The sequence below is a fragment of the Rhodopseudomonas telluris genome, assembly GCF_042432815.1.
In the GTDB taxonomy this organism is placed as follows: Bacteria; Pseudomonadota; Alphaproteobacteria; order Rhizobiales; family Xanthobacteraceae; genus Rhodopseudomonas; species Rhodopseudomonas telluris.
Genome location: NZ_JBHLWM010000003.1, coordinates 78,195 through 102,356, shown reverse-complemented (window position 1 = coordinate 102,356; position 24,162 = coordinate 78,195). Strand labels below are relative to the sequence as shown.

The 24,162-nt window shown below is 65.6% G+C and carries 24 protein-coding genes and 2 tRNA genes; 14 read left to right on the top strand and 12 right to left on the bottom strand.

Translation table 11 applies throughout. The features are described 5' to 3' along the window. Positions 1 to 293: 293 nt before the first annotated feature. Positions 294 to 1,994 (bottom strand): 30S ribosomal protein S1, encoded by a 1,701-nt coding sequence (gene rpsA / locus ACFFJ6_RS07305; RefSeq protein WP_378385979.1) that lies wholly within the window; start codon positions 1,992 to 1,994, stop codon positions 294 to 296. A gap of 302 nt (positions 1,995 to 2,296) precedes the next feature. Then, positions 2,297 to 2,935 (bottom strand): (d)CMP kinase, encoded by a 639-nt coding sequence (cmk, locus tag ACFFJ6_RS07300; protein WP_378385977.1) that lies wholly within the window; start codon positions 2,933 to 2,935, stop codon positions 2,297 to 2,299. Positions 2,936 to 3,106: 171 nt separating this feature from the next. Here cmk and ACFFJ6_RS07295 point away from each other — a divergent pair, with 171 nt between their 5' ends. Next, positions 3,107 to 3,784 (top strand): lysophospholipid acyltransferase family protein, encoded by a 678-nt coding sequence (locus ACFFJ6_RS07295; protein WP_378385975.1) that lies wholly within the window; start codon positions 3,107 to 3,109, stop codon positions 3,782 to 3,784. Positions 3,785 to 3,787: 3 nt separating this feature from the next. Here ACFFJ6_RS07295 and aroA read toward each other — a convergent pair whose 3' ends face one another. Beyond that, positions 3,788 to 5,125: a 3-phosphoshikimate 1-carboxyvinyltransferase gene (gene aroA / locus ACFFJ6_RS07290; RefSeq protein ID WP_378385973.1), complete on the bottom strand. Its 1,338-nt coding sequence runs from the start codon at positions 5,123 to 5,125 to the stop codon at positions 3,788 to 3,790. A gap of 146 nt (positions 5,126 to 5,271) precedes the next feature. On the opposite strand from aroA, the gene ACFFJ6_RS07285 reads away from it, so the two are divergent. From ACFFJ6_RS07285 to ACFFJ6_RS07240, 10 genes are all read left to right on the top strand, one after another. After that, a complete protein-coding gene (locus tag ACFFJ6_RS07285) occupies positions 5,272 to 5,676 on the top strand; it encodes a TIGR02300 family protein (RefSeq protein WP_378385971.1) in 405 nt (134 codons plus the stop codon). 72 nt (positions 5,677 to 5,748) lie between these two features. Beyond that, positions 5,749 to 5,824 (top strand) — tRNA-Ala (locus ACFFJ6_RS07280). A gap of 336 nt (positions 5,825 to 6,160) precedes the next feature. Beyond that, positions 6,161 to 7,366 carry a CaiB/BaiF CoA transferase family protein gene (locus tag ACFFJ6_RS07275; RefSeq protein WP_378385969.1) on the top strand — a complete coding sequence of 402 codons (1,206 nt, stop codon included), beginning with the start codon at positions 6,161 to 6,163 and terminating at the stop codon, positions 7,364 to 7,366. Positions 7,367 to 7,587: 221 nt separating this feature from the next. Then, a complete protein-coding gene (gene ugpB, locus ACFFJ6_RS07270; RefSeq protein WP_378385967.1) occupies positions 7,588 to 8,913 on the top strand; it encodes a sn-glycerol-3-phosphate ABC transporter substrate-binding protein UgpB in 1,326 nt (441 codons plus the stop codon). An 88-nt stretch (positions 8,914 to 9,001) separates the two neighbouring features. Beyond that, entirely contained in the window at positions 9,002 to 9,397 is a 396-nt protein-coding gene (locus ACFFJ6_RS07265) for an endonuclease domain-containing protein (protein WP_378385965.1), read from the top strand. A gap of 2 nt (positions 9,398 to 9,399) precedes the next feature. Then, the gene (gene ugpA / locus ACFFJ6_RS07260) at positions 9,400 to 10,281 is read left to right on the top strand and encodes a sn-glycerol-3-phosphate ABC transporter permease UgpA (protein WP_378385963.1); all 882 of its coding nucleotides are present in this window, start codon (positions 9,400 to 9,402) and stop codon (positions 10,279 to 10,281) included. Then, positions 10,281 to 11,129: a sn-glycerol-3-phosphate ABC transporter permease UgpE gene (ugpE, locus tag ACFFJ6_RS07255; RefSeq protein WP_378385961.1), complete on the top strand. Its 849-nt coding sequence runs from the start codon at positions 10,281 to 10,283 to the stop codon at positions 11,127 to 11,129. The genes ugpA and ugpE overlap by 1 nt, the downstream gene beginning before the upstream one ends. 2 nt (positions 11,130 to 11,131) lie before the next feature. Next, positions 11,132 to 12,226 (top strand): sn-glycerol-3-phosphate import ATP-binding protein UgpC, encoded by a 1,095-nt coding sequence (locus tag ACFFJ6_RS07250; protein ID WP_378385959.1) that lies wholly within the window; start codon positions 11,132 to 11,134, stop codon positions 12,224 to 12,226. 144 nt (positions 12,227 to 12,370) lie between these two features. Then, positions 12,371 to 12,796 carry an Hsp20 family protein gene (locus ACFFJ6_RS07245; RefSeq protein ID WP_378385957.1) on the top strand — a complete coding sequence of 142 codons (426 nt, stop codon included), beginning with the start codon at positions 12,371 to 12,373 and terminating at the stop codon, positions 12,794 to 12,796. Positions 12,797 to 12,846: 50 nt separating this feature from the next. Beyond that, complete coding sequence (locus ACFFJ6_RS07240) at positions 12,847 to 13,116, top strand: BQ00720 family protein (protein WP_378385955.1); 270 nt, start codon at positions 12,847 to 12,849, stop codon at positions 13,114 to 13,116. A 142-nt stretch (positions 13,117 to 13,258) separates the two neighbouring features. Here ACFFJ6_RS07240 and ptsN read toward each other — a convergent pair whose 3' ends face one another. The 8 genes from ptsN to ACFFJ6_RS07200 all read right to left on the bottom strand — a co-directional run bounded on the left by ptsN (position 13,259) and on the right by ACFFJ6_RS07200 (position 20,012). Then, entirely contained in the window at positions 13,259 to 13,720 is a 462-nt protein-coding gene (gene ptsN / locus ACFFJ6_RS07235; RefSeq protein ID WP_378385953.1) for a PTS IIA-like nitrogen regulatory protein PtsN, read from the bottom strand. A gap of 272 nt (positions 13,721 to 13,992) precedes the next feature. After that, a complete protein-coding gene (gene hpf / locus ACFFJ6_RS07230) occupies positions 13,993 to 14,601 on the bottom strand; it encodes a ribosome hibernation-promoting factor, HPF/YfiA family (RefSeq protein WP_378385951.1) in 609 nt (202 codons plus the stop codon). 53 nt (positions 14,602 to 14,654) lie between these two features. Further along, a complete protein-coding gene (gene rpoN, locus ACFFJ6_RS07225; protein WP_378385949.1) occupies positions 14,655 to 16,283 on the bottom strand; it encodes an RNA polymerase factor sigma-54 in 1,629 nt (542 codons plus the stop codon). A gap of 165 nt (positions 16,284 to 16,448) precedes the next feature. Then, positions 16,449 to 17,405, bottom strand: a complete 957-nt coding sequence (lptB, locus tag ACFFJ6_RS07220; protein WP_378385947.1) for an LPS export ABC transporter ATP-binding protein — start codon at positions 17,403 to 17,405, stop codon at positions 16,449 to 16,451. 57 nt (positions 17,406 to 17,462) lie between these two features. Then, complete coding sequence (locus tag ACFFJ6_RS07215; protein ID WP_378385945.1) at positions 17,463 to 18,128, bottom strand: LptA/OstA family protein; 666 nt, start codon at positions 18,126 to 18,128, stop codon at positions 17,463 to 17,465. Further along, positions 18,125 to 18,859, bottom strand: a complete 735-nt coding sequence (lptC, locus tag ACFFJ6_RS07210) for an LPS export ABC transporter periplasmic protein LptC (protein WP_378387025.1) — start codon at positions 18,857 to 18,859, stop codon at positions 18,125 to 18,127. The genes ACFFJ6_RS07215 and lptC overlap by 4 nt, the downstream gene beginning before the upstream one ends. A 274-nt stretch (positions 18,860 to 19,133) precedes the next feature. Then, entirely contained in the window at positions 19,134 to 19,748 is a 615-nt protein-coding gene (locus ACFFJ6_RS07205) for a ribonuclease D (RefSeq protein ID WP_378385943.1), read from the bottom strand. A 179-nt stretch (positions 19,749 to 19,927) separates the two neighbouring features. Then, positions 19,928 to 20,012 (bottom strand) — tRNA-Leu (locus tag ACFFJ6_RS07200). 159 nt (positions 20,013 to 20,171) lie between these two features. Between ACFFJ6_RS07200 and ACFFJ6_RS07195 the strand changes: the two genes are divergently transcribed. Further along, positions 20,172 to 21,137: a complex I NDUFA9 subunit family protein gene (locus tag ACFFJ6_RS07195; RefSeq protein WP_378385941.1), complete on the top strand. Its 966-nt coding sequence runs from the start codon at positions 20,172 to 20,174 to the stop codon at positions 21,135 to 21,137. A gap of 63 nt (positions 21,138 to 21,200) precedes the next feature. Here ACFFJ6_RS07195 and ACFFJ6_RS07190 read toward each other — a convergent pair whose 3' ends face one another. Continuing rightward, the gene (locus tag ACFFJ6_RS07190) at positions 21,201 to 22,007 is read right to left on the bottom strand and encodes an undecaprenyl-diphosphate phosphatase (protein WP_378385939.1); all 807 of its coding nucleotides are present in this window, start codon (positions 22,005 to 22,007) and stop codon (positions 21,201 to 21,203) included. Between the two features lie 226 nt (positions 22,008 to 22,233). Between ACFFJ6_RS07190 and ACFFJ6_RS07185 the strand changes: the two genes are divergently transcribed. Together ACFFJ6_RS07185 and queG are read left to right on the top strand one after the other, a co-directional pair. After that, positions 22,234 to 22,926: a glutathione S-transferase family protein gene (locus ACFFJ6_RS07185; RefSeq protein WP_378385937.1), complete on the top strand. Its 693-nt coding sequence runs from the start codon at positions 22,234 to 22,236 to the stop codon at positions 22,924 to 22,926. Beyond that, positions 22,875 to 24,155 carry a tRNA epoxyqueuosine(34) reductase QueG gene (gene queG, locus ACFFJ6_RS07180; RefSeq protein ID WP_378385935.1) on the top strand — a complete coding sequence of 427 codons (1,281 nt, stop codon included), beginning with the start codon at positions 22,875 to 22,877 and terminating at the stop codon, positions 24,153 to 24,155. The genes ACFFJ6_RS07185 and queG overlap by 52 nt, the downstream gene beginning before the upstream one ends. Positions 24,156 to 24,162 lie beyond the last annotated feature (7 nt).

The window sequence follows — 24,162 nt, the reverse complement described above, 5'->3', positions numbered from 1 at the left end:
AGGCGAAGCAATCCAGAGCCGCACACTGCGCTGGATTGCTTCGTCGCTGCGCTCCTCGCAATGACGGAGTTTGGCGTCGAGATCTATCGAGGACGACCTCTCCGTCATCATGACCGGGCTTGTCCCGGCTATCCACGCCCTTGGTGCGATGACGTCGGTAAGGCGTGGATGCCCGGCAAAGGCCGGTCATGACGGCGGTGGACTTGGCGGGGCGCGCGATCATCAACAAGACAAACAAAAAGGGCCCCGGCGATGCCGGAGCCCCGATGTTGATGAGCGGTAAGCCGTGAGGCTTACTTGTCGCGCTGCTTGAGCGCGGTGCCGAGGATGTCGCCCAGCGTCGCGCCCGAATCGGACGAGCCGTACTGCGCGATGGCTTCCTTCTCTTCGGCCACTTCGAGCGCCTTGATCGACACCTGGACCTTGCGGGCCTTCTTGTCGAACTGGATGACGCGGGCATCGACCTTCTCACCGACGGCGAAGCGGTCGCTGCGCTGATCGTTGCGGTCGCGCGCGAGTTCCGAGCGCTTGATGAAGGTGGTGAAGTCGGTGCCGGTGATCTGAACGTCGATCCCCGATTCCTTCACGTCGAGCACTTCGCAGGTCACGACCGCACCCTTCTTGACGTCGCCCGGCTCGGCGAAGGGGTCGCCTTCGAGCTGCTTGACGCCGAGCGAGATGCGCTCCTTCTCGACATCCACATCGAGGACGATGGCCTTGACCATGTCGCCCTTCTTGAAGTTGTCGATCACCTGCTCGCCCGGCTGCTTCCAGTCGAGGTCGGACAGATGCACCATGCCGTCGACGTCGCCGTCGAGACCCAGGAACAGACCGAATTCGGTCTTGTTCTTGACCTCGCCCTCGACGGTCGACCCGACCGGATACTTCTCGACGAACACTTCCCACGGGTTGCGCATCGTCTGCTTGAGGCCGAGCGAGATGCGGCGCTTGACCGAATCCACCTCGAGCACCTGCACCTCGACTTCCTGCGACGTCGAAACGATCTTGCCGGGGTGCATGTTCTTCTTGGTCCACGACATCTCGGAGACGTGGATCAGGCCTTCGATGCCCGGCTCGAGCTCGACGAACGCGCCGTAGTCGGTGATGTTGGTGACGCGTCCGGTGAAGCGCGCGTTGAGCGGGTACTTCGCCTCGATGCCCTGCCACGGATCGTCCAGCAGCTGCTTCATGCCGAGCGAGATGCGGTGGGTCTCGTGGTTGATCTTGATGATCTTGACCTTGACGGTCTGGCCGATCGTCAGCACCTCGGTCGGGTGGTTGACCCGGCGCCAGGCGATATCGGTCACGTGCAGCAGGCCGTCGATGCCGCCGAGGTCGACGAACGCACCGTAGTCGGTGATGTTCTTGACCACGCCGTCGATGACCTGACCCTCTTCGAGGTTCTGCACCAGCTCCTGGCGCTGCTCGGCGCGGGTCTCTTCGAGAACCGTGCGGCGCGACACCACGATGTTGCCGCGGCGGCGGTCCATCTTGAGGATCTGGAACGGCTGCGAGTTGTTCATCAGCGGCGCGACGTCGCGGATCGGACGGATGTCGACCTGCGAGCGCGGCAGGAACGCCACGGCGCCGTCGAGGTCGACCGTGAAGCCGCCCTTGACCTGATTGAAGATGACGCCGAACACCTTCTCGTTGTTGTTGAAGGCCTTCTCGAGCTTGCCCCAGCTCTCTTCGCGGCGCGCCTTGTCGCGCGACAGCACGGCTTCGCCGAGCGCATTCTCGATCCGGTCGAGGAACACCTCGACGGTATCACCAACCTTGAGTTCGCTGTCGCGGCCCGGGCCGGCGAATTCGCGCAGGGCGACGCGGCCTTCGGTCTTCAGGCCGACGTCGATGACGGCCATGTCCTTCTCGATCGCGACGACCTTGCCCTTGATGACGGAGCTTTCCTGAAGGTTTCCGCCGGCGAAGGACTCGTCGAGCATCGCGGCGAAATCGTCGCGGGTCGGGTTATACGAAGTAGCAGTCGAAGCCATTTGTTCTCCAGATGCGGATGTCGCCGGCAGTTCGGTTGAGGGACGTCTCGCGCGCGCAGTGTCAGGGGTCCGCGAACCTGACGACCACCCCGCATTGGAGTGCGGAGCGGGCCGGCAGCATGCCTGCACGGTCGAGCCGTTGATCCGAATGATCGGATCGCAGCAATCTGTCATTCCAAGAGACAAGTCCGGCAGCGAACGAAACGGCAGGCAAAAAGCCAATCTGCTTGAGCCTCGAAGCGTTCGACCATCGCTGAAAACCGTGGAGCGGGCGTTCCTCCAATGACGGCGTCGGTTGGTGCTTAAACCCGACGCCGGCCCGCTCGAACGGCCTCGACAATCTCGATGGCGGCCCGGACGCCGCCTTCTATATCCAAATAGGAATTGTCGAGCAAGACTGCATCCTCGGCCTGCTTCAGCGGGGCTGCGCTGCGGCTCTTGTCGCGCTCGTCGCGCCTCAGGATATCGGCGAGGATCGCTGCCTCGTCGGCCGGCTCGCCGCGGCCCTGCGCCTCCAGGGCGCGGCGCTGGGCGCGCACCTCGGGCTTGGCGACCACGAAGATCTTCACGTCGGCGTCCGGGCAGATCACGGTGCCGATGTCGCGGCCGTCGAGCACGGCGCCGGGCGGATCGGCGGCGAAGCGGCGCTGGAAGTCGAGCAGCGCGGCGCGCACGGTCGGATGCGCCGACACCACCGAGGCGGCTTCGCCGACCGCCTGGCTCTTCAGCGCCGGATCGCCGAAGGTGTCGACATCGAGCCGGCGGGCGATCTCGGCTGCGCGCGCTTCGTCGGCGAGGTCGGCGGCGGCGTCCAGCATCGCCTTGGCGACGGCGCGGTAGATCAGGCCGGTATCAAGGTGCCGGTAGCCGTAATGTGCGGCCAGCCGCTTGCCGAGCGTGCCTTTGCCGGAGGCGGCCGGTCCGTCGATGGCGATAATCATGCTGTCCCGTCTATGTGGTGGTCGGCGCCGCGGCGCGGCTGCGGTTCAACACTGCCGCTAGAGGGATTTCAAGCCGGGTTGTTTGCAGCCTGCCGGAGGCCGGTATAAACCCACGAGCCGCCAACACCAGCCGGCCCGCCGCGAAAGATCACTGCCCGGACACTCCTCGGTATGGCTACTCCTGCTTTCGTCAAACGCATCCTGAGGACCGACGCCTTTCAATGGGCCGCGACGGTTCCGGCCGCGGCCTATATGCAGATCGTGCTGTGGACCGGGCGGTTCGATCGCGCCGAGGTACCGATTCCGGAGCCCTACATCCTGGCGATGTGGCACGGCCGGCTGATCATGCTGCCGATGCTGCGTGGGCGCGGCAAGCCGCTGATCGCGCTGATCAGCGGCCATCGCGACGGCCAGATCATCAGCAAGGTCGGGTCGGTGTTCGGAATCCAGACCGCGGTCGGCTCCAGCTCGAAGGGCGGCATGCGGGCGGCGCGCGAGATGATGCGGCTGGCGCGCGACGGGCACAGCCTGTTCGTCACGCCGGACGGCCCGCGCGGTCCGCGGATGCACATCAACAACGACGGCATTCTCGATCTGGCGCGCCTGACCGGCCTGCCGATCCTGCCGGTCGGGGTCAGCATGCAGCGCGGCAAACTGCTCAGGAGCTGGGACCGGCTGTTGCTGCCGGGGCTGTTCTCCAAGATCGCGATCCGGTTCGGCGAGCCGCTGATCGTCGACGGCCAGGCCGACCGCGCCGAAATCGGCGCACGGCTGTCGGCGTCGCTGACGGCCGTGCAACAGCAAACCGACCGGCTGGTCGGCCGCGAGCCGGTCGAGCCGGCCTCATAGGCGTCAGCCCAGTTCGCCCCCCAGCCGGCGCATCATCGGGACGAAATCCGGGAAGCTGGTGGCGATGAAGGCGGTGTCGTCGACCGTCACCGGCTTGTCGGCCGCCAGCCCCATCACCAGCGCCGACATCGCGATGCGGTGATCCATGTGGGTGGCGACCAGGCCGCCGCCCGGCACGTGGCCCTTGCCGACGACGATCAGATCGTCGCCCGCGATCTCGACCTCGACGCCGTTGACCCGCAGCATCGCCGCGGTCGCCTCGAGCCGGTCGCTCTCCTTCACGCGCAGTTCGTGCAGGCCGCGCATGATGGTGGTGCCCTCGGCGAAGGCCGCCGCAACCGCCAGCACCAGATACTCGTCGATCATCGACGGCGCCCGCTCGGCCGGCACCTCGACGCCGCGCAGCTGCGAGCCGCGAATCCGGAACTGCGCCATCGGCTCGCCGGTGTCGCCGCGGGTCTCGCTCTGCTCGATCGCGCCGCCCATCTCGCGCAGCGTGGTGATCAGGCCCGTGCGCAGCGGGTTGGTCATGACGTCGGTCAGCACGATGTCCGAGCCCGGCACCACGAGCCCCGCCACCATCGGGAACGCCGCCGAGGAGGGGTCGGCCGGCACCACCACCGGCGCGCCGCGCAATTCGGGCTGGCCGGTTAACGAAATCTTACGCCCGAGCTTGCCCTCGGGCTCCGTCACCAGGGTGGCGCCGAAATGCTGCAGCATCAATTCGGTGTGGTCGCGGCTGGCCTCGGCCTCGATCACCGTGGTGACGCCGGGCGCCGATAGGCCGGCCAGCAGCACCGCCGATTTGATCTGCGCCGACGGCACCGGGGTACGGTAGGTGATCGGCAGCGGATCGCGCGCGCCGGCCAGCGCCAGCGGCAGCCGGCCGCCCTCGGCGCTCGACACCACCTTGGCGCCCATCTGCTCCAGCGGATCGACGATTCGCCGCATCGGCCTGGAGCGCAGCGAGGCGTCGCCGTCGAAAGTGGCGGTGATCGGCGAGCCCGCGACCGCGCCCATCGCCAGCCGGCAGCCGGTGCCCGAATTGCCGAAATCGAGCGGCGCGTCCGGCTGGGCGAAGCCGGCGACGCCGACGCCATGCACGCTCCAGGCGCAGTCGCCGGTGCGCTCGACCCGTGCGCCCAACGCGCGCATCGCCTTGCCGGTGTTGAGGACGTCCTCGCCTTCGAGCAGGCCGGTGATCCGCGTCTCGCCGACCGCCAGCGCGCCGAGAATCAGCGCGCGGTGCGAGATCGACTTGTCGCCGGGCACCCGGGCGGTGCCGCGCAGTGCTGCACTCTTGCGCGCCGCCAGCGGCGAGGTTTGGTCTGAATGGCTCAAGATGGAGGTCCCCTGCGCGCCGGGCGCCTGATCGAAGCGGGGCCGCGCGCCGCGCGGCCGCCGATACGGCATAAACCGCTATTGACAGCGGCGTGGCAACTAGCCAAGTGAAGCACCGTTTTTCAAGAAATCCCAAGGTTGCACAAGTGGCGAAATCCGATCTCGGAACCAAGCGTATTTGCCCGACGACGGGCAAAAAGTTCTACGATCTGAACAAGAACCCGGTGATCTCGCCCTACACCGGCGAGGTGGTGCCGATTGCGCCGGTTGCGGCGTCCCGCACCCGCGCCGATCAGCGCTCCTCCGTCGTTGCCGATACCGCAGATGCGCCCGAGGCCATGGAGGCCGAAGAGCTGGTGTCGCTCGAGGAGGCCGATGCCGAGGAGAAGACCGGGAAGGTCAAGGCGATCGTTCCGGAGTCGGAAGACGACATCGAAATCGACGAATCGATCGAGGACGACGACGATTCGACCTTCATCGCCGACGAAGAAGAAGGGGATGAAGACGTCACTGACATCATTGGTGACGTTTCTGGCGATGAGGAGACTTGAGCTCGTCGTCAAACTGTGATCAACGAATGCCGCGCGCGGTTGATTTGATTTGACCGCCCGCACCCAGGGTACGGGGCCATAGCTCAGCTGGGAGAGCGCTTGCATGGCATGCAAGAGGTCGGCGGTTCGATCCCGCCTGGCTCCACCACGCTTCGGCTACGCGTGGCGAACCCGAAAACCTTCTTTCTCCTTTTCCAGTTGCGTCGCTGCTTCGAGGTCCGGGTCGCTCGAGCTTTGAGCGCGTCGCCCTCACCCCAACCCTCTCTCGCAAGCGGGAGAGGGAGCGCGCTGTGCGCGGTGATGGGAAAGTGATTCGAAATGATGCTCCTCCCCGAGCACGGCAGGTCCCCTCTCCCGCTTGCGGGAGAGGGTTAGGGTGAGGGCGCCCCAGGCACAGGGCTGACGGCTCGCGCCCGCATTTGCCAAGTCCCGCCTCTGACCGCTAAATTCGTCTCCCCATCAAAGCTTCAATAAGAAAGCCCTCATGACTTCTCCCCTGATGGCCGGCGCGATTGCCGGTTTGCGCGTGATCGATCTGTCGCGCGTGCTCGGTGGCCCCTACTGCACCCAGATTCTCGCCGACCACGGCGCCGACGTCATCAAGGTCGAACCGCCGGCCGGCGACGAGACCCGCGACTGGGGCCCTCCCTTTCACGACGACGACGCGGCGTATTTCATCGGCACGAATCGCAACAAGCGCTCGATCGGCCTCGACCTCGCGTCCGAGGGTGGCCGCGCCGTGCTGATGAAGATGCTTGAAGACGCCGACGTCATGATCGAGAACTTCAAGCCCGGCACGCTCGACAAATGGGGCATCGGCAACGACGTGCTGCGCGCGAAATTTCCGCAGCTCGTGCATTGCCGGATCTCCGGCTTCGGCGGCGACGGCCCGCATGGCGGCCATCCCGGCTATGACGCCATCATCCAGTCGATGGTCGGCCTGATGGAATCGACCGGCACGCCCGACAGCGGCCCGACGCGAATCGGTGTTGCGCTGGTCGACATGTCGACCGGGCTCTATGCCTGCGTCGGCATCCTGATGGCGCTGCTGGAGCGGCAGAAGTCCGGGCTCGGCCAGTTCGTCGAAGCGACGCTGTTCGAAACCGGCCTCGCCATCATGCATCCGCACACGGCGAACTTCTTCATGCACGGCAAGCCGCCGGCGCGCACCGGCAACGAACATCCGAATCTCTATCCGTATTCGGTGTTCGCCGCGCGCGACGGCAACATCTTCATGGGCGTCGGCAACGACGGCACCTTCCGCAAGCTGTGCCGCGAGCTCGGCAAGCCGGAGCTCGGCACCGATCCGCGCTTCGCCCGCAACCGCGACCGCGTCGTCAACCGCGCGGAGCTGCGCGCCGAGCTGGAGGCGATCCTCGCCAACCACGACGCCGAGCCGCTGTGCCGCAAGCTGCTGGCCGCCGGCCTGCCGGCCGGTCCGGTGCAGGCGATCGACAAGGCGCTGGCCTCCGACCACGTCAAGGCCCGCGGCGATATCATCGAGAAGGACTGGTACAAGGGCATCGCCTCGCCGGTCCGGTTCGATCGCACCAAGGCGAGCCTGCGCCTCATCCCGCCGACCTTCAGCCAGCACGCCGACGAGGTGCTGGGCGAGTTCGGCTATTCGGCAGACGATATCGCCCGGCTGAAGGCCGACGGCATCGTCAGCGGTCCGGAACGCAAGCGCTGAGCATCCGGGTAGCGGCGCCCCGCCGGCACCGCTACCCACGTCTCCGATCACACACGACAAGTTCCTGCTGCGCCGCCGCAAGGCGGCGTTGGTCTTTTTCCGGGCTTTGCAGTCCAGCCGCTTCCTCCTAACGACGTCGTCGCCTATACGGTCATGTGACTGTCATCCGGCGCTGCTAACGCGCGCGCACACGAGATGACCGCTCGTTCGGGAGGTACTTGATGACGTTTCGCTCCTTCAGCCTGACGGCGCTCGCCGCGTCCGTCGCCACCACGCTGGCGTTTGTTGCGCCCGCGCAGGCCGTCACCGAAATCCAGTGGTGGCACGCGATGACCGGCGGCAACAATGACGTCGTCGTCAAGCTCGCGAACGAGTTCAACGCCTCCCAGACCGACTACAAGGTGGTGCCGACCTACAAGGGCGGTTATGCCGACACCATGAACGCCGGCATCGCGGCGTTCCGCGCCGGCAACGCGCCGCACATCATGCAGGTGTTCGAGGTCGGAACCGCCACCATGATGGCGGCGACCGGCGCCGTGAAGCCGGTCTACAAGCTGATGCAGGAAACCGGCGAGCCGTTCGATCCCAAGGCGTATCTGCCGGCGATCACCGGCTACTACTCGACCTCCAAGGGCGAGATGCTGTCGTTCCCGTTCAACTCGTCGTCGATGGTGATGTGGGTCAATCTCGACGCGTTGAAGAAGGCCAACATCGCCGAGATCCCGAAGACCTGGCCCGAGGTGTTCGAGGACGCCAAGAAGCTCAAGGCCGCCGGCTACGCGACCTGCGGGTTCTCGACCGCCTGGGTCACCTGGGCCAACATCGAGCAGCTCTCGGCCTGGCACAACGTGCCGCTGGCGTCCAAGGCCAACGGCCTCGACGGCTTCGACACCAAGCTTGAGTTCAACGGCCCGCTGCAGGTCAAGCATCTCGAAAAGCTGATCGAGCTGCAGAAGGACAAGACCTACGATTACTCCGGCCGCACCAACACCGGCGAGGGGCGGTTCACCTCGGGCGAGTGCCCGCTGTTCCTGACGTCGTCGGGCTTCTTCGGCAACGTCAAGTCGCAGGCCAAGTTCGCCTGGACCAACGCGCCGATGCCGTACTACCCGGAGGCCCCCGGCGCGCCGCAGAATTCGATCATCGGCGGCGCCTCGCTGTGGGTGATGGGCGGCAAGACCCCGGACGAATACAAAGGCGTCGCCAAGTTCCTGGCCTTCCTGTCCGACACCGACCGCCAGGTCGCGATCCACAAGGCGTCCGGCTATCTGCCGATCACCAAGGCGGCCTATGAGAAGGCCAAGGCCGAGGGCTTCTACAAGGACCAGCCCTACCTCGAAACGCCGATCAAGGAACTGACCAACAAGCCCCCGACCGAAAACTCCCGCGGCCTGCGCCTCGGCAACATGGTCCAGCTCCGCGACGTCTGGGCCGAGGAAATCGAGCAGGCGCTTGCCGGCAAAAAGACCGCCAAGGACGCCCTCGACGCAGCCGTGACGCGGGGCAACACGATGCTGCGGCAATTCGAAAAGACGGCGGTGAGGTAGCCGCTTCACAACGCGCGCTCTTCCCCCTCCCCCCGCCCTTGCGGCGGGGAGGGGTAGGGGGTGGGGGGCGCCCCAGGCACGAACGCTGATGGCACGCACGATCGACGAGCGGGTCCAACGAGCGCGGAGCTTTCGTCAAAACCCGACGGAAGCCGAGCGGAAGTTGTGGCAACGTCTGCGCCGGCCAGCGTTTGCCGAAGCGCATTTCCGCCGGCAAGCCACGATCGGCCCCTACTATGCGGACTTCGCATGCCATAGGCTGCGCCTCGTGATCGAACTCGACGGCGGGCAGCACTCCGGATCGGAGTCGGACCTTGTTCGAACCGGCTATCTCAATGCGGCGGGCTATCGCGTGCTCAGGTTCTGGAATAACGATGTTCTGAACAACATCGACGGTGTGATGCAGACCATCGTAAACGCCGTGCGCGCGGCTCCCCCCACCCCCGACCCCTCCCCGCCGCAAGAGCGGGGGGAGGGGAGTTAGTCATGCAGAAGAACGCCGTCTTCCAATCCAAATTCCTGCCTTATCTGCTGGTGCTGCCGCAGCTGGCGGTGGTGCTGGTGTTCTTTTATTGGCCGGCCGTGCAGGCGGTGATCCAGTCGTTCCTGATGCAGGACGCGTTCGGGCTGTCGACCGTGTTCGTGTGGTTCGATAATTATCGCGAACTGCTCGCCGATCCCGATTACTTCGCCGCGATCCTGCGCACCTTCGGGTTCTCCTTCGCGATCGCGTTGGCGTCGCTGTCGCTGGCGCTGCTGCTCGCCGTGATGGCGGACCGGCCGCTGCGTGGCTCGACCTTCTATCGCACGCTGCTGATCTGGCCCTACGCGGTGGCGCCGCCGGTGGTCGGCGTGCTGTGGGTGTTCATGCTCAACCCGTCGCTCGGGGTGATCGCGCATGGGCTGCGCAATCTCGGCGTCGATTGGAATCCGTTGCTCGACGGCAATCAGGCGGCGACGCTGATCATCCTCGCCGCGGCCTGGAAGCAGATCTCCTACAACTTCCTGTTCTTCCTCGCCGGCCTGCAGGCGATCCCGTCCAGCGTGATCGAGGCGGCGGCGATCGACGGGGCGCGGCCGATGCGGCGGTTCTGGACCATCATCTTCCCGCTGCTGTCGCCGACCATCTTCTTCCTGATCGTCGTCAACATCGTCTACGCGTTCTTCGACACCTTCGGCATCATCGACACCATCACCCGCGGCGGCCCCGCCAAGGCGACCGAGACGCTGGTCTACAAGGTCTATAGCGACGGCCTGCTCGGCGGCAATCTCGGCAGCTCGGCGGCGCAGTCGGTGATCCTGATGGGCATCGTGATCGCGCTGACGGCGTTCCAGTTCCGCTTCGTCGAGCGCAAGGTGAACTACTGATGGTCGAGCACCGCCGCTTCGGAAACCTGCTGCCGCACGCCATCCTGTGGGCCGGCGTGCTGATCGTGGCGTTCCCGGTGTATCTGGCGTTCGTCGCCTCGACCCAGGACAACGCCACCATCGCCAACGGCCAGATGTCGCTGCTGCCGGGCGGCCACTTCGTCGAAACCTATTACAAGACCCTGTTCGTCGGCACCTCGGGCACCACGCGCGAGCCGGTCGGCACCATGCTGTTCAACTCGTTCGTGATGGCGATGCTGATCGCGGTCGGCAAGATCGTGATCTCGCTGATCTCGGCCTATGCGATCGTGTATTTCCGCTTTCCGTTCCGGATGACGATCTTCTGGATCATCTTCGTCACCCTGATGCTGCCGGTCGAGGTCCGGATCTATCCGACCTACAAGATCGTCGCCGACCTCAATCTGCTCGACAGCTATGCGGGCCTGACGCTGCCGCTGATCGCCTCGGCGACCGCGACGCTGCTGTTCCGGCAGTTCTTCATGACGGTGCCGGACGAGCTCTTGGAAGCGTCGCGGATCGACGGCGCCGGGCCGTTCCGGTTCTTCTGGGATACGCTGCTGCCGCTGTCGCGGACCAACATGGCGGCGCTTTTCGTGATCCTGTTCATCCTCGGCTGGAATCAATATCTCTGGCCGCTGCTGATCACCACGCGCGACGACATGCAGACCATCCAGATCGGCATCCGCAAGATGATCGTGACGTCGGATGCGCTCACTGAGTGGCCGATCGTGATGGCGACCGCGGTGCTGGCGATGCTGCCGCCGGTCGCGGTCGTCGTGTTGATGCAGAAGCTGTTCGTACGCGGACTGGTCGAGACGGAGAAGTAATCGTGGCCGACGTCGTTCTCCGCAATGTCCGCAAGACCTATCCGGGCGGCTTCGAAGCCATCAAGGGCGTCGATTTCGCCGTTGGTGACGGCCAGTTCTGCGTGCTGGTCGGCCCTTCCGGCTGCGGCAAGTCCACGCTGCTGCGCATGGTCGCGGGGCTGGAGACGATCTCCTCCGGCGAGATCGAGATCGGCGGCCGCGTCGTCAACCAGGTCGAGCCGGCCGACCGCGACATCGCCATGGTGTTCCAGAACTACGCGCTCTATCCGCATATGAGCGTCTACAACAACATGGCCTACGGGCTGCGCAACCGCGGCATGGCCAAGCCCGAGATCGACGCGCGCGTGCAGGAGGCGGCGCGCATCCTCGAACTCGGCACGATGCTCGACCGCAAGCCGCGGCAATTGTCCGGCGGTCAGCGCCAGCGCGTCGCGATGGGCCGCGCCATCGTGCGCCAGCCCAAGGTGTTCCTGTTCGACGAGCCGCTGTCCAATCTCGACGCCAAGCTGCGGGTGGCGATGCGGGTCGAGATCCGGAAATTGCAGCGCCGGCTGGCGACCACCGCGATCTACGTCACCCACGACCAGCTCGAGGCGATGACGCTGGCCGACATCCTGGTGGTGATGAATGGCGGCCAGGTCGAGCAGATCGGCTCGCCGCTCGATGTCTATGCCAGGCCGGCCACCACCTTCGTCGCCTCCTTCATCGGCGCGCCGCCGATGAATCTGATCCCGCTCGACGCCGACCCCATGCGGGCGCAGTTCGGCGGCGCGGCCGAGGGCGGCATCCTCGGCGTCCGGCCCGAAGACCTGGTGATCACCGCGGAGCCCGCCGGCCCCGGTGCGCTGACGCTCGACCTCACCGTCGAGGCGATCGAACGGGTCGGGCCGGAGACTTTCGTGTATGGCGTCCGCGGCCGCTCCGGCGACCTCACGGCGATCAGCCGGAAGCCGGGCGAACTGCCACCCGACGAGGTCATCGTCCGAATTCCCGGCCAGGACGCGCCGCCGATCGGCTCCCGGATCGTTGCCACAGGTTTGCCTCAACACCTGCACCGGTTCGGTGCGGACGGCCGGCGGATTGCCGCAGGGCCTTGAAGGAGCTGCATAAATTCGTTGTTTCGGGGTGCTTGAACCCGTATCTTGCACTGCCCATATTGGTTTCGACCGGCCGGCGTGATGCCGGTCAGTCAGCGGGGTGCCGCAAGGACCCCCTCAAAGTCGCTTCGAGAGGACTTTGTGATGTCTCGTGTTCCTACGTTGTCCAGTCCCTTCCTGCTGGGATTCGACGAGATCGAGCGTGCGCTCGACCGCGTCGTCAAGGGTGCCGACGGCTACCCGCCCTACAACATCGAGCGCTGCGAACGCGGCAACGGCGATCCCGAAAAGCTCCGGATCACGCTCGCGGTTGCGGGTTTTACCCGCGATCAACTCGATGTGACGATTGAGGAAAATCAACTCGTCATCAGGGGTCGCCAGCAGGATGACAAAGCCCGGCAATACATCCACCGCGGCATCGCCGCGCGCCACTTCCAGCGCACCTTCGTGCTGGCGGACGGGATGCAAGTGCTGGGTGCGGATCTGAAGAACGGGTTGTTGTCGATCGATCTCGTCCGGCCTGAGCCGGAACGGGTGATTAAGACAATCGCCATCACCGAACACGAATAATGGAACGAGTAGCGGACTCGACCGCTTAGTCTGACACAGGAGTCGAGACCATGACTGACTTGGGTACAGCAACGCACGAGAATGTCAGCGTCACGCCGGAAGCGTTGGCGCATCTGGGCGAGGGCCACATCGCCTATGTGAAGCAGATCCGCTCTGAGGACGTGCCCGGCCTCTTTCCGCAGGCGCCGCAAATCGCGCCCGGCATCAAGCTGTTCGCGCTGCATTCCGCCGACGGCACGCCGATCATGCTGACGGACAGCCGCGAAGCCGCGGTCGCCAATGCGTGGAGCCAGGAGCTCCAGGCGGTCAGCGTTCACTGATCGGTCGTGCAAACCTGCAGGCGCGGTGTCCGGAGACGGGCTCCGCGTAGCTGCGTGACCGGCACACGTCTTCCTGCGCCGAGCCTGTCGTCGGCGCATTCCCCTACGATAACTGATTGTTGAGTCGAAATCGCCGCGCGAACTAGGCGGCGGTTGCGGGCGGCAGCGCCAGCACCGAGTAGATGGCCTGCGCGTCCCGCGAGGCGCGCAGCTTCTTGGCGACGTCCTGGTCGCGCAGCAGCCGGGCGATGCGCGCGAGCGCCTTGAGGTGATCGGCGCCAGCGCCTTCCGGAGCCAGCAGCAGGAAGATCAGATCGACCGGCTGGCCATCCATCGCCTCGAAATCGATCGGACGCTCGAGCCGCGCGAACAGGCCGAACAGCTTGTCCAGCTTCGGCAGCTTGCCGTGCGGAATAGCAACGCCATAACCGACCGCAGTAGTACCGAGCTTTTCGCGCTGCAGCAGAACTTCAAAAACCGCCCGTTCGTTCTGTCCGGTGAGTTCCGCCGCACGCGCGGCGAGTTCCTGCAGCGCCTGTTTCTTACTGATGACTTTCAACGCCGGGATAACCGCCTCGGGCGCGACCAGATCGGTAATCGTCATGCGGCGTTCCGAGGATGTGGTGTGCTGTCGTTGTGAAATAGGACAGGGGCAGGCTGCGTCAAGCTCGATTTCGGTGCATCAACCGGCCATTTGCGGCCGGAGGAAAACTCCCTGAATTCATCGGCCTAGCTAATCTATCATCCCTGCCGGCGGTGGCAAATGTCGGCCATTCCGGCTCCGGTCCGGAAGGCGGCGGACCATAGGCAGAGCCGTCGCCGGGCGTCAATGGCCGTCTCGCACGCAAGGCGGGACGGCCACGTCGCGCACCGCCGTCAGGCGGCGGCATTCACGGCGGGCGGATCGATCCAGCCGATGTTCCCGTCGGCGCGGCGATAGATGATGTTCACGCGGCCCGAGCCGCCATGCAGGAACACCAGCACCGGCGCGCCGGTGAGATCGAGCTCCACCACGGCCTCGCTGACCGACAGCCGCTTCATCGACGTGGTCGCCTCGGCGATGATCACCGGATTGTAGGCGTCCTCGTGATGCTCCTCGTCGCCGGGCGCTTCGATGACGTAGCTCGGCGCATCGACCGGCGCGGCGGTCAGTTCGGCGATGACGCTGGCCTCGGCGTGCGCCTTGCGGGCGGAGCGATCCTTCAGCCGGCTCTTGTAGCGGCGCAGACGCTTCTCGATCTGCAGCAGTGCCTGGTCGGCGCTCGCATAGGCGTCGGCCGCATTCGACTCCGCTTCCAGCGTGATGCCGGAATCGAGGTGCAGCGCACAGTCGGTACGGAATCCGAAGCCGTCTTTGCTCAGCGTGATGTGGCCCGAGTAGTTGCCGTCGAAATATTTGCGCAGCACCTCTTCGGTGCGTTCGCTGACACGGCCGCGCAGGGCTTCGCCGACGCTGATGCTTTTGCCGGAGACCCGGATGGTCATGGGATGCCTCGTTTGTCTTTGGGGTACTGACAGTAGTCCGAGCAGCGGCGTAATCAAGCCGGGGCGGTGTCGCGGGAGCGATCCGTCGCCGTCAGAGCCGCACCGAGCACGCTTTGCTTGTCGCGTCGTCGTTGCACGGAGGAGGGAATACGCATTGCCTCGCGATATTTGGCCACAGTGCGGCGCGCAATATCGATGCCGGCTTCGCGCAGCTTCTCGACGATGGTGTCGTCGGAGAGAATCGCCGACGGCGCTTCGCCGTCGATCAACTGCCGGATGTGGTGACGCACCGCCTCGGCCGAATGCGCCTCGCCGCCGTCCGCGGATGCGATCGATGCGGTAAAGAAATACTTTAGTTCAAAGGTGCCGCGATTGGTCGCCATGTACTTGTTGGCGGTGACACGCGACACGGTCGATTCGTGCATCTGGATCGCGTCGGCCACGGCCTTCAGGTTCAGCGGTCGCAAATGCGCAACGCCATGAGTGAAGAAACCGTCCTGCTGGCGCACGATCTCGGTCGCGACCTTGAGGATGGTGCGGGCGCGCTGATCGAGCGCGCGCACCAGCCAAGTCGCGGTCTGCAGGCAGTCGGAGAAGTACGACTTGTCGCCGTCCTTGCGGATCGTCTTCGACAGCTCCGAGTAGTACGACTGGTTCACCAGAACTTTCGGCAGCGTGTCGCTGTTGAGTTCGACCAGCCAGCCGCCATCGGGCCCCGGGCGGACGAACACGTCGGGCACTACGGTCTGTACGCGCGAGGTGCCGAACTTCAGGCCGGGCTTCGGGTCGAGATGGCGGATCTCGCCGATCATGTCGGCGAGGTCTTCGTCATCGACACCGCAGATCTTGCGCAGGCTGGCGATGTCGCGCTTGGCGAGCAGGTCGAGATGTTCGATCAGCGCCTGCATGGCCGGATCGAAGCGATCGAGTTCGCGGAGCTGGATGGCCAGGCACTCGGCCAGCGAGCGCGCGCAGATGCCGGGCGGATCGAACGTTTGCAGCACGCCGACCACGGCCTCGACCTCGGCCTGCGTGGTGCCGAGGCGTTCGGCCGCATCCCCGAGATCGGCCGGCAGATAGCCGGCATCGTCGACGAGGTCGATCAGGTATTGGCCGATCATGCGTTCGGACTGGCTAGTCAAAGCCACCGCGAGCTGCTCGGCCAGATGATCGGCGAGTGACGATTCGGCGGCGACGAAAGCTTCGAGATTGTAGCCCTCGTCGCTGGAAGCGCCGCCACCCCATTCGGTGTAGGAGGACGGCGCCGCATCCTGCGCGGCGCGCGCCGCGGCTTCGGCCGGCTCTTCGGGGAAGACGTTCTCCATACCGGTGTCGAGAGTCTGCTCGATGTCGCTGCGGCTGCCGAGGTCGCGATGCATCCACTCTTCGGCACCGGGTTCGAACGAGTCGCTGCCGGCGAACTCGCCGCCGTCTCCGCCGGTATCACCGCCGCTGAACTCGTCGCCGCCGGCTTCCCCGCGCTCCATCGCCGGCTCGCCCGCGACGGGTGCCTCGGGCGTGTCAGTGGCGCGATCGAGCAGCGGATTCTTTTCGAGCTCGTCTTCAACGAACGTCGCGAGATCAAGATTGGACAGCTGCAGCAGCTTGATCGCCTGCATCAGCTGCGGCGTCATGACCAGCGACTGTGACTGTCGGAACTCGAGGCGTTGAGTTAGTGCCATGGTGGCAAGAACGATCCAAGTTGGTCCGTTTCTTGCTTACGCCTTTCCGCGGCTGATGTACACGCCTTGACGAATTGGAAATTTGGAGTAGGCGGCCCAGCCGGCGTCGGGGCGGGAGGAGCAAGGCACCTGAGCATGCCGCTTCAGCGCGCGAACCGCAACCGGTTACAGTCGGAATTCCTCGCCAAGGTAAAGACGGCGGACGTCGGGATTATTGACGATCTCCTCGGGCGTGCCCTCGGTCAGGATCTCACCCGCATAAACGATGTAGGCGCGATCGGTGAGGCCCAGGGTTTCGCGCACATTGTGGTCGGTGATTAGCACCCCGATACCACGATTGGTGAGATGCCGGACCAGATCCTGAATGTCGCCGACCGCGATCGGGTCGATGCCGGCAAACGGCTCGTCGAGCAGCATGTAGTTGGGACGGCTCGCCAGCGCGCGGGCGATTTCCACGCGGCGGCGTTCGCCGCCCGACAGCGCGATCGACGGCGACTTGCGCAATCGTTCAATGTTGAACTCCTGCAGCAGATTGTTGAGCTCGGCTTCCCGCTTGCGCTTGTCGGGCTCTACCGCTTCGAGCACCGCCATGATGTTCTGCTCGACATTGAGGCCGCGGAAGATCGACGCTTCCTGCGGCAGATAGCCGATGCCGAGTCGGGCGCGCTGATACATCGGCAGCTTGGTGACGTCGTGGCCGTCGAGTTCGATCGCGCCGCGGTCCGCCTTGATCAGGCCGGTGATCATGTAGAACACCGTGGTCTTGCCGGCGCCGTTCGGGCCGAGCAGGCCGACCGCTTCGCCGCGGCGGACATAGATGCTGACGCCGCGCACGATCTTGCGGGTGCCGAAGCTCTTCTCGATGCGATGCACCGCGAGGTAGCCGGCATGCGGGGCGCGCTGCTCCATCGGGGTTGCGGCTTGACGCCGCGGTCGCTGCGGCGCGGGCGTCGGCGCCAGCGGCGCCTCGTGGACGGCGGCGCGGGCCATGGCTGCGTCACGCGCCGGCGTCGCCAACAGGTCGCCGATCTCTTCCTGCAGGGCGGTGATGTCCGGGCGCGGACGGGCTGCTCCCGACCGCTTCGGGGCCCGCCGCCGGAACATGCTCAGAAGGTCAACCATCCTGCTACCGATCAGCTCTGGTCGGGCGCCGTGTTGCGGCCCGAGGTCCCCGCGCGCTCACTTCTTCTGGCCCGCGGCGGGAGGGCCGAGGCCGAGCGGACCACCGGTGCCGCTGCCGGAGGACTGAAACAGCCCCTGGACCCGGCCGCTGTTGGATTCGACCCGCGACACGCCGGTGGTCATGTCGACCAGCAGCCGGTCGCCGCGAACCACGTTCTTGCCCTGCGTCAGCACGACGTTGCCCAGCATGGTCACCAGATTGGTCTTGGTATCGAACACCGCCGTATCGCCGGTGACGACCTGATCCTTCTGGGTGACCACGACACTGCCCTTGGCCTCGAGCCGGCGAATCGACGAGGTGCCGCCGGGGCCCGGCGTCGCCGCAGGCATTGCCTTGCGCTTGGCCTGCTTGGCCGAGGCGTTGTCCTGCTGGTCCTGATCGTAGAACACCACGAGACTCTTGGACGTCATGGTGGTGTCGCCCTGAACCACCTTGACGCTGCCGGCGAAGGTCGCCTCCTTCTTCTTGTCCCGGACCTCGAGCGTATCGGATTCGATCTGAATCGGCTGGTCGCGATTCTGCGAAAAGCCCTGCATCGCGTTCGGGACGCCCTGCATGGCGCTTTGCGCCCAGCCGGGAGCGCTCGCGGCGCCGGCCAAAAGCGCGGCGCCGGCGATCCCAAGCAGGACGCGACGGGCGGAGCGGAAACCGGCAGCGATCATGGATGATTCACTTCGCGTTGGCGTTGGCCGGACGGCTTCGCCTTCGGCGCCGTCTGGTCGATTCTCGGCGATGCGGCCGGCGCGGACGGCGGCTGGGCTTCGGCCTCCTCGGAGGCATCGGGCAGCCGGGCGTTGTCCAGGTTCATCACGACGCCGCCTTCGAATCGGATCACATCGCCCTTTTCGGTAATCCGCAGCCGCTGGCCGCGCAACTTGCCGCCGAGCCATTTGACGTCGACCGGCTCGTTCGACGAAACCGTGCCATTGCCCATGTCGACATCGGCTTGGGTCATCCAGGCTTCGCTGCCACTCGACGAACGCAGATAGACGTCCTTCTCGAGGTTCAGAAGCTGGGCCTTGGTGTTGAACTTGCCGTCCCGCGCTTCGATCACCACCGTGGATTGGTCGTCATTGACCATCTTGGCCCGCAAGGTGTGCAGATCGACATGGTCCTGACTGGTGAGGTCCTGGGTGGCCGAACGCGCCCACATCTCGTAGGGGCGGCCGTCATTGGTGAAGCCGGCCAGATGCGGCGACTCCATCGTGATCTTGGTGCCCGAAACCACCAGGTCGCCGATATCGAGCGGCAATTTGGCCAGCAGGCGAAACGGATTGAAGATCGAAATCGCGATGATCGCGGCCAGCGACAGCGCCACCACCAGCGGCACGGCGATGCGCAGCGTGCGCACCAGCCGGCTGTGGCGCGCCGCCGCGGCGAAGCGCGCCTCCATGCCAGCCTGATACGCCGCCGTCTGAACCGAAGCCACCGCTGCTCCCGCCTGCTTCCGGGCATGGCGTCGTCAGCCAGCCTCGAGCGCCACCGTCACATATCCTTGCTCCGCATCGGGAACCGACCGGACGCGTCCGGCGCGGGGAGCAACCTCAGATAGTCGCAATTGCCCCGACAGGCGAGGGCAGCCAAGGGGCAGGCCCATCACAAGCCCATCAGAACGACGAGTATGACCGAAACGGGGCGGTCCACCCTGTCGGATATGCCCGAAACCCTCAAGAATGAGCGAAGATGTCCTCTTCGCTCCAACCTTCGAGGTCGAGGCGGGCGCGGTGCGGCAGGAAATCGAAGCAGGCCTTGGCGAGTTCGGTCCGGTTCTCGCGCGCCAGCATCACGTCGAGCTTGTCGCGCAGCGCATGCAGATGCAGCACGTCGGAGGCCGCATAGGCCAGCTGGGCATCGCTGAGCGTCTCGGCGCCCCAGTCGCTGGATTGCTGCTGCTTCGACAGATCGACATTCAGCAGTTCGCGGACCAGGTCCTTGAGGCCATGGCGGTCCGTGTAGGTGCGGGACAGTCGGGAGGCGATCTTGGTGCAATAGACCGGCTGCGGCATCACGCCGAGCGCGTTGTAAAGCGCGGCGAGATCGAACCGCGCAAAGTGGAAGATCTTCACCACGCCCGGATCGCCGAGCAGTCGCTTCAAGTTGGGCGCGTCGGTGTGTCCGCGCGGAATCTGCACCACATCGGCGCTGCCGTCGCCACTGGACAACTGCACCACGCACAGCCGGTCGCGATGCGGATGCAGCCCCATCGTTTCGGTGTCGATCGCCACGGAGGTGGTGTAGCGCGAAAGATCCGGCAGATCGCCGCGGTGCAGGCGGATGGTCATGGTCGGCAAACCGTTGTTGGAAGGCGGGGCGATGCCCCCGAATCGCTGCTCAACCTAGCGCTCGAGCCAGCAAGTGGCGAGCCGCGCAGCGAAGATCGACAACGCCGAAGCTCGACAACGCCAATGAGTCAATGAAGGGAGATCGGAGCGCGAGCAGGGCTAAATTGCGGGCAGGGCAATGGTGCCCAGGAGAGGACTCGAACCTCCACGGTGTTACCCACTGGTACCTGAAACCAGCGCGTCTACCAATTCCGCCACCTGGGCCCGGGCGGGTTGATAGGGACCCGCTACGGAAATGTCAAATTGCTTTGCGCTGCCAATTCCGCTGTACAGCGAAAGGTTGATGGCGTAACGCGAAACCGCCAGAATAACGGCGATTGCCGGAGCTTTCCGGTCCGCCATTTCCGCACCAGGATCACCCGCATGCATTCGAATATCGACACCCTCGTCACGGTTTTCGGCGGTTCGGGCTTCATCGGCCGCCATGTGGTCAGCGCGCTGGCCCGCCGGGATTACCGAATCAGGGTGGCGGTGCGGCGTCCGGAGCTGGCCGGGCACCTGCAGCCGCTCGGCCGGGTCGGCCAGATTCACGCGGTGCAGGCTAATCTGCGCTATCCGGAGTCGGTCCAGGCGGCGATGCGCGACTCTCGTGTGGCGATCAACCTGGTCGGCATCCTGGCCGAGGGCGGTGCGCAGCGATTCGATGCGGTGCAGGCCGAAGGCGCGGTCGCGATCGCGAAGGCGGCTGCTGCGATCGGAGCCCGCTTGGTGCACGTCTCGGCGATCGGCGCCGATGCGTCGTCGGCGTCGCGCTATGCCCGCTCCAAGGCGGCCGGCGAGCAGGCGGTGCTGGCCGCCGTTCCGCACGCCACGATCCTGCGGCCGTCGGTTGTGTTCGGTCCGGAAGATTCGTTCACCAATCGCTTCGCCGCGCTGGCGCGAATTTCGCCGGTGCTGCCGCTGGTCGGCGCCGACACCAAGCTGCAGCCGGTCTATGTCGGCGACGTCGCGTCGGCGGTGGCCGAGGCGGTCGACGGGCACACCAAGCCGGGCGCGACCTACGAACTCGGCGGCCCCGAGCAGATGACGATGCGCGAGATCATCGAGCTGATCCTCGAAACCGTCGACCGCAAGCGGCTGCTGCTGCCGCTGCCGTTCGGGCTCGCCAGCCTGCAGGCCGCGCTGCTGCAATTCGCGCCGGGCGACTTCAAGCTGACGCCCGATCAGGTCGCGCTGCTGAAGGTCGACAATGTGGTGTCGGAAGCCGCGAAGAGCGCCGGCCTGACGCTGCAGGGCCTCGGCATCACGCCGGATTCGATGCAGGCGATCGTGCCGTCCTATCTGTGGCGCTTCCGCGCTACCGGACAGTTCGCCCGCAAGACCACCTGATCCGAACTTTCAGACAGAGGCTCGCCGTGCAGCGATGCGCGGCGAGCCTTGCCTTGTCGGTGATTACTTGCCGAGCGCGAGCGCGATCAGGCCGAGCGTGCCGACCACGACGCGCCACCAGGCGAACAGCTCGAAGCCGTGGCGGGTGACATAACCGAGGAACGTCTTCACCACGATGATCGCGGTGATGAACGACACCACGAAGCCTACCGCCACGATGGTGAGATGGTCGCTCGAGAGGTCGGCGCGGTTCTTGTAGAGGTCGTACACGAAGGCGCCCACCATGGTCGGGATCGCCAGGAAGAACGAGAACTCCGCGGCCGAGCGTTTGTCGGCGCCGAACAGCATGGCCGCGACGATGCTGGCGCCTGAGCGCGACACGCCGGGGATCATCGCCATGCACTGCGCGCAGCCGATGTAGAAATACATCTTCACCGGAAACGTCGTGGCGTCGTGATGCTGCGGCTTGAGATCGAGCTGATCGACCCAGAGCAGGATCGCGCCGCCGACGATCAGCGAGAAGCACACCACCCACGGGTTGAACAGATAGGCCTTGATGTAGGAGCCCGCCGCGGCGCCGATCACCGCCGCCGGCAGGAATGCCACCAGCACCCCGATGACGAAGCGCTGCGCTGCCGGATCGGAGAACATCCCGAGCGCAATCCGCCACAATTTCGAGAAATACAGCGCAAGGATCGCGAGAATCGCGCCGAGCTGGATCAGGACGTCGAACGTCTTCCAGAAGTCGCCCTCGCCGAGATTGAAGAACCGGCCGACAAGCAGCAGATGACCGGTCGATGACACCGGAAGAAACTCGGTCACACCCTCGACGATGCCGAGAATGACGGCCCTGATGATATCGGCAAGCATGGGGAGTCCGTTGGGAAGGGGGGCGATGTTGCGGGAGGCGGAACCTTGTCGCCTATCCACTAGTATGCCGCAACGTCAAAAATGCGCCAGAGCTGCCTTGCCAAAAGCCGCCTTGCCAGCGGGCCGCACTTGAGTAGTTTGGCGCCTCCCGCAGGACCGAGGCGCCGATCGCCTTTGCCGATGTTCGGCCACCGTTTGTTAAGCCTGCGAAACTATCAAGGTCGCCATGTACACCCTGTTCCACCACCCGTTTTGCCCGCAGTCCCGATTCGTGCGGCTTGCGCTCGGTGAACACGGTCTCGACCTGCGGCTGGTGGAAGAACGTCCGTGGGAACGTCGAACGGCATTTCTGGCGCTCAATCCGGCCGGAACGACGCCGGTGCTGATTGCCGAAGGGCAGCCGCCGGTTCCGGGCGCCGGCGTGATCGCCGAGTTTCTCGATGAGACGCACGGCGCGGGCTTCGGCGATCGCCGGCTGCTGCCGCAGTCGACCGCCGAGCGGATCGAGGTGCGCCGGCTGCTCGACTGGTTCAACGAGAAGTTCTTCGAGGAAGCCAGCGGTCCGCTGGTGACCGAGCGGATCTACAAGCGGTTCATGAGCGAAGAGGATGGCGGCGGCCCGCCGTCGATGGACGTGATCCGCGCCGCGACCGCCAATGTGCGCTATCATCTGGCTTATATCGGCTGGCTGGCGCGGACGCGGAACTTCCTGGCCGGCGATCGAATGACGTATGCCGACCTCGCCGCTGCAGCGCATCTGTCGGCGATCGACTATCTGGGCGACGTGCCATGGATCGAGGACGAAGCCGCGAAGGCCTGGTACGCCCGGATCAAGTCGCGGCCGTCGTTCCGTCCGCTGCTGAGCGAGTGGCTGGCGGGGGTGCCGGCGTCGCGGACCTACGTGGATCTGGACTTCTGAGCCGCGTCCAAACGGCTCTCAACCCGGCCGAAAATCCTTGTGGCAAACTGAAGGCAGAGCTGGCCGCGCAGGCCCATGCGCTCGGCTTCGCCCCTCTCGGTGTCTGCGCACCGGATGCCATCCCGGACGCCCTCGGCTACCTGCGCGAGTATCTCGCTTCTGACTATCACGGGCAGATGGCCTGGCTGGCCGACCGGCCGGAGCGCCGCGCCGACCCGCGGGTGATGTGGGGCGAGGTGCGCTCGGTGATCATGCTGGGCGTCAACTACGGACCGGACAAGGATCCGCGTTCGAGTCTCGCCGCGACCGATCGCGGCGCGATCTCGGTCTATGCGCAGGGCGACGATTATCACGACGTCATCAAGGCGCGGCTGAAGCAGCTCGCGCGCTGGCTGGTCGCGGCCTCGGGCTGCGAAGTCAAAGTCTTCGTCGACACCGCCGCCGTGATGGAGAAGCCGCTGGCGCAGGCGGCCGGGCTCGGCTGGCAGGGCAAGCACAGCAATCTGGTGTCGCGCGAGTTCGGCTCCTGGCTGTTTCTCGGCGCGATCTTCACCACGCTCGAGCTGCCGCGCGATGCCGCCGAGCGCGATCACTGCGGCTCGTGCCGCAATTGTCTCGATGCATGTCCGACCGCGGCGTTTCCGGCGCCGTACCGGCTCGATGCGCGACGCTGCATCTCGTATCTCACCATCGAGCACAAGGGGCCGATCCCGCGCGAATTCCGCGCGCCGCTGGGTAACCGCATCTATGGCTGCGACGATTGCCTCGCGGCGTGCCCGTGGAACAAGTTCGCGCAGGCCGGCCGCGAGGCCAAGCTGGCGTCGCGCGAGGCGCTGCGGGCTCCGGCGCTCGGCGAGCTGGTGCGGCTCGACGATCCGGCATTCCGGGCGCTGTTCACCAAGTCGCCGGTGAAGCGCATCGGCCGCGACCGCTTCATCCGCAACGTGCTGATCGCGATCGGCAATTCGGGGGATGCGGGGCTGGCCGCCGAGGCCGAGCGGCTGCTCGGCGATGCCGATCCGGCGGTGCGCGGCGCGGCGGTGTGGGCGCTCGGTCAGTTAGTTGCTGCCGATCAGTTCGCGGCACTGCGTGAGAGGCGTTTCGCCGAAGAAGAGGATAAGGGTGTGCGGGCGGAGTGGACGAGCGTCAATGTGGCCCGAGATGCCGCCCCGTCTTCAGACGTCATCCCCCGCGAAAGCGCGGGACCCAGTATCCCAGAGAGAGGATGAACTTAAC

Excerpts from the sequence above, each read along its gene's own strand:
- ACFFJ6_RS07275 (WP_378385969.1), top strand. The coding sequence starts at position 6,161 with ATGACTTCTCCCCTGATGGCCGGCGCGATTGCCGGTTTGCGCGTGATC.
- cmk (WP_378385977.1), bottom strand. The coding sequence starts at position 2,935 with ATGATTATCGCCATCGACGGACCGGCCGCCTCCGGCAAAGGCACGCTC.
- ACFFJ6_RS07245 (WP_378385957.1), top strand. The coding sequence starts at position 12,371 with ATGTCTCGTGTTCCTACGTTGTCCAGTCCCTTCCTGCTGGGATTCGAC.
- ACFFJ6_RS07215 (WP_378385945.1), bottom strand. The coding sequence starts at position 18,128 with ATGATCGCTGCCGGTTTCCGCTCCGCCCGTCGCGTCCTGCTTGGGATC.
- ACFFJ6_RS07195 (WP_378385941.1), top strand. The coding sequence starts at position 20,172 with ATGCATTCGAATATCGACACCCTCGTCACGGTTTTCGGCGGTTCGGGC.
- ugpA (WP_378385963.1), top strand. The coding sequence starts at position 9,400 with ATGCAGAAGAACGCCGTCTTCCAATCCAAATTCCTGCCTTATCTGCTG.
- ACFFJ6_RS07190 (WP_378385939.1), bottom strand. The coding sequence starts at position 22,007 with ATGCTTGCCGATATCATCAGGGCCGTCATTCTCGGCATCGTCGAGGGT.
- lptB (WP_378385947.1), bottom strand. The coding sequence starts at position 17,405 with ATGGTTGACCTTCTGAGCATGTTCCGGCGGCGGGCCCCGAAGCGGTCG.
- ptsN (WP_378385953.1), bottom strand. The coding sequence starts at position 13,720 with ATGACGATTACCGATCTGGTCGCGCCCGAGGCGGTTATCCCGGCGTTG.
- ACFFJ6_RS07295 (WP_378385975.1), top strand. The coding sequence starts at position 3,107 with ATGGCTACTCCTGCTTTCGTCAAACGCATCCTGAGGACCGACGCCTTT.
- ugpE (WP_378385961.1), top strand. The coding sequence starts at position 10,281 with ATGGTCGAGCACCGCCGCTTCGGAAACCTGCTGCCGCACGCCATCCTG.
- ACFFJ6_RS07185 (WP_378385937.1), top strand. The coding sequence starts at position 22,234 with ATGTACACCCTGTTCCACCACCCGTTTTGCCCGCAGTCCCGATTCGTG.
- ACFFJ6_RS07205 (WP_378385943.1), bottom strand. The coding sequence starts at position 19,748 with ATGACCATCCGCCTGCACCGCGGCGATCTGCCGGATCTTTCGCGCTAC.
- hpf (WP_378385951.1), bottom strand. The coding sequence starts at position 14,601 with ATGACCATCCGGGTCTCCGGCAAAAGCATCAGCGTCGGCGAAGCCCTG.
- rpsA (WP_378385979.1), bottom strand. The coding sequence starts at position 1,994 with ATGGCTTCGACTGCTACTTCGTATAACCCGACCCGCGACGATTTCGCC.
- ACFFJ6_RS07265 (WP_378385965.1), top strand. The coding sequence starts at position 9,002 with ATGGCACGCACGATCGACGAGCGGGTCCAACGAGCGCGGAGCTTTCGT.
- rpoN (WP_378385949.1), bottom strand. The coding sequence starts at position 16,283 with ATGGCACTAACTCAACGCCTCGAGTTCCGACAGTCACAGTCGCTGGTC.
- ugpB (WP_378385967.1), top strand. The coding sequence starts at position 7,588 with ATGACGTTTCGCTCCTTCAGCCTGACGGCGCTCGCCGCGTCCGTCGCC.
- lptC (WP_378387025.1), bottom strand. The coding sequence starts at position 18,859 with ATGGAGGCGCGCTTCGCCGCGGCGGCGCGCCACAGCCGGCTGGTGCGC.
- ACFFJ6_RS07240 (WP_378385955.1), top strand. The coding sequence starts at position 12,847 with ATGACTGACTTGGGTACAGCAACGCACGAGAATGTCAGCGTCACGCCG.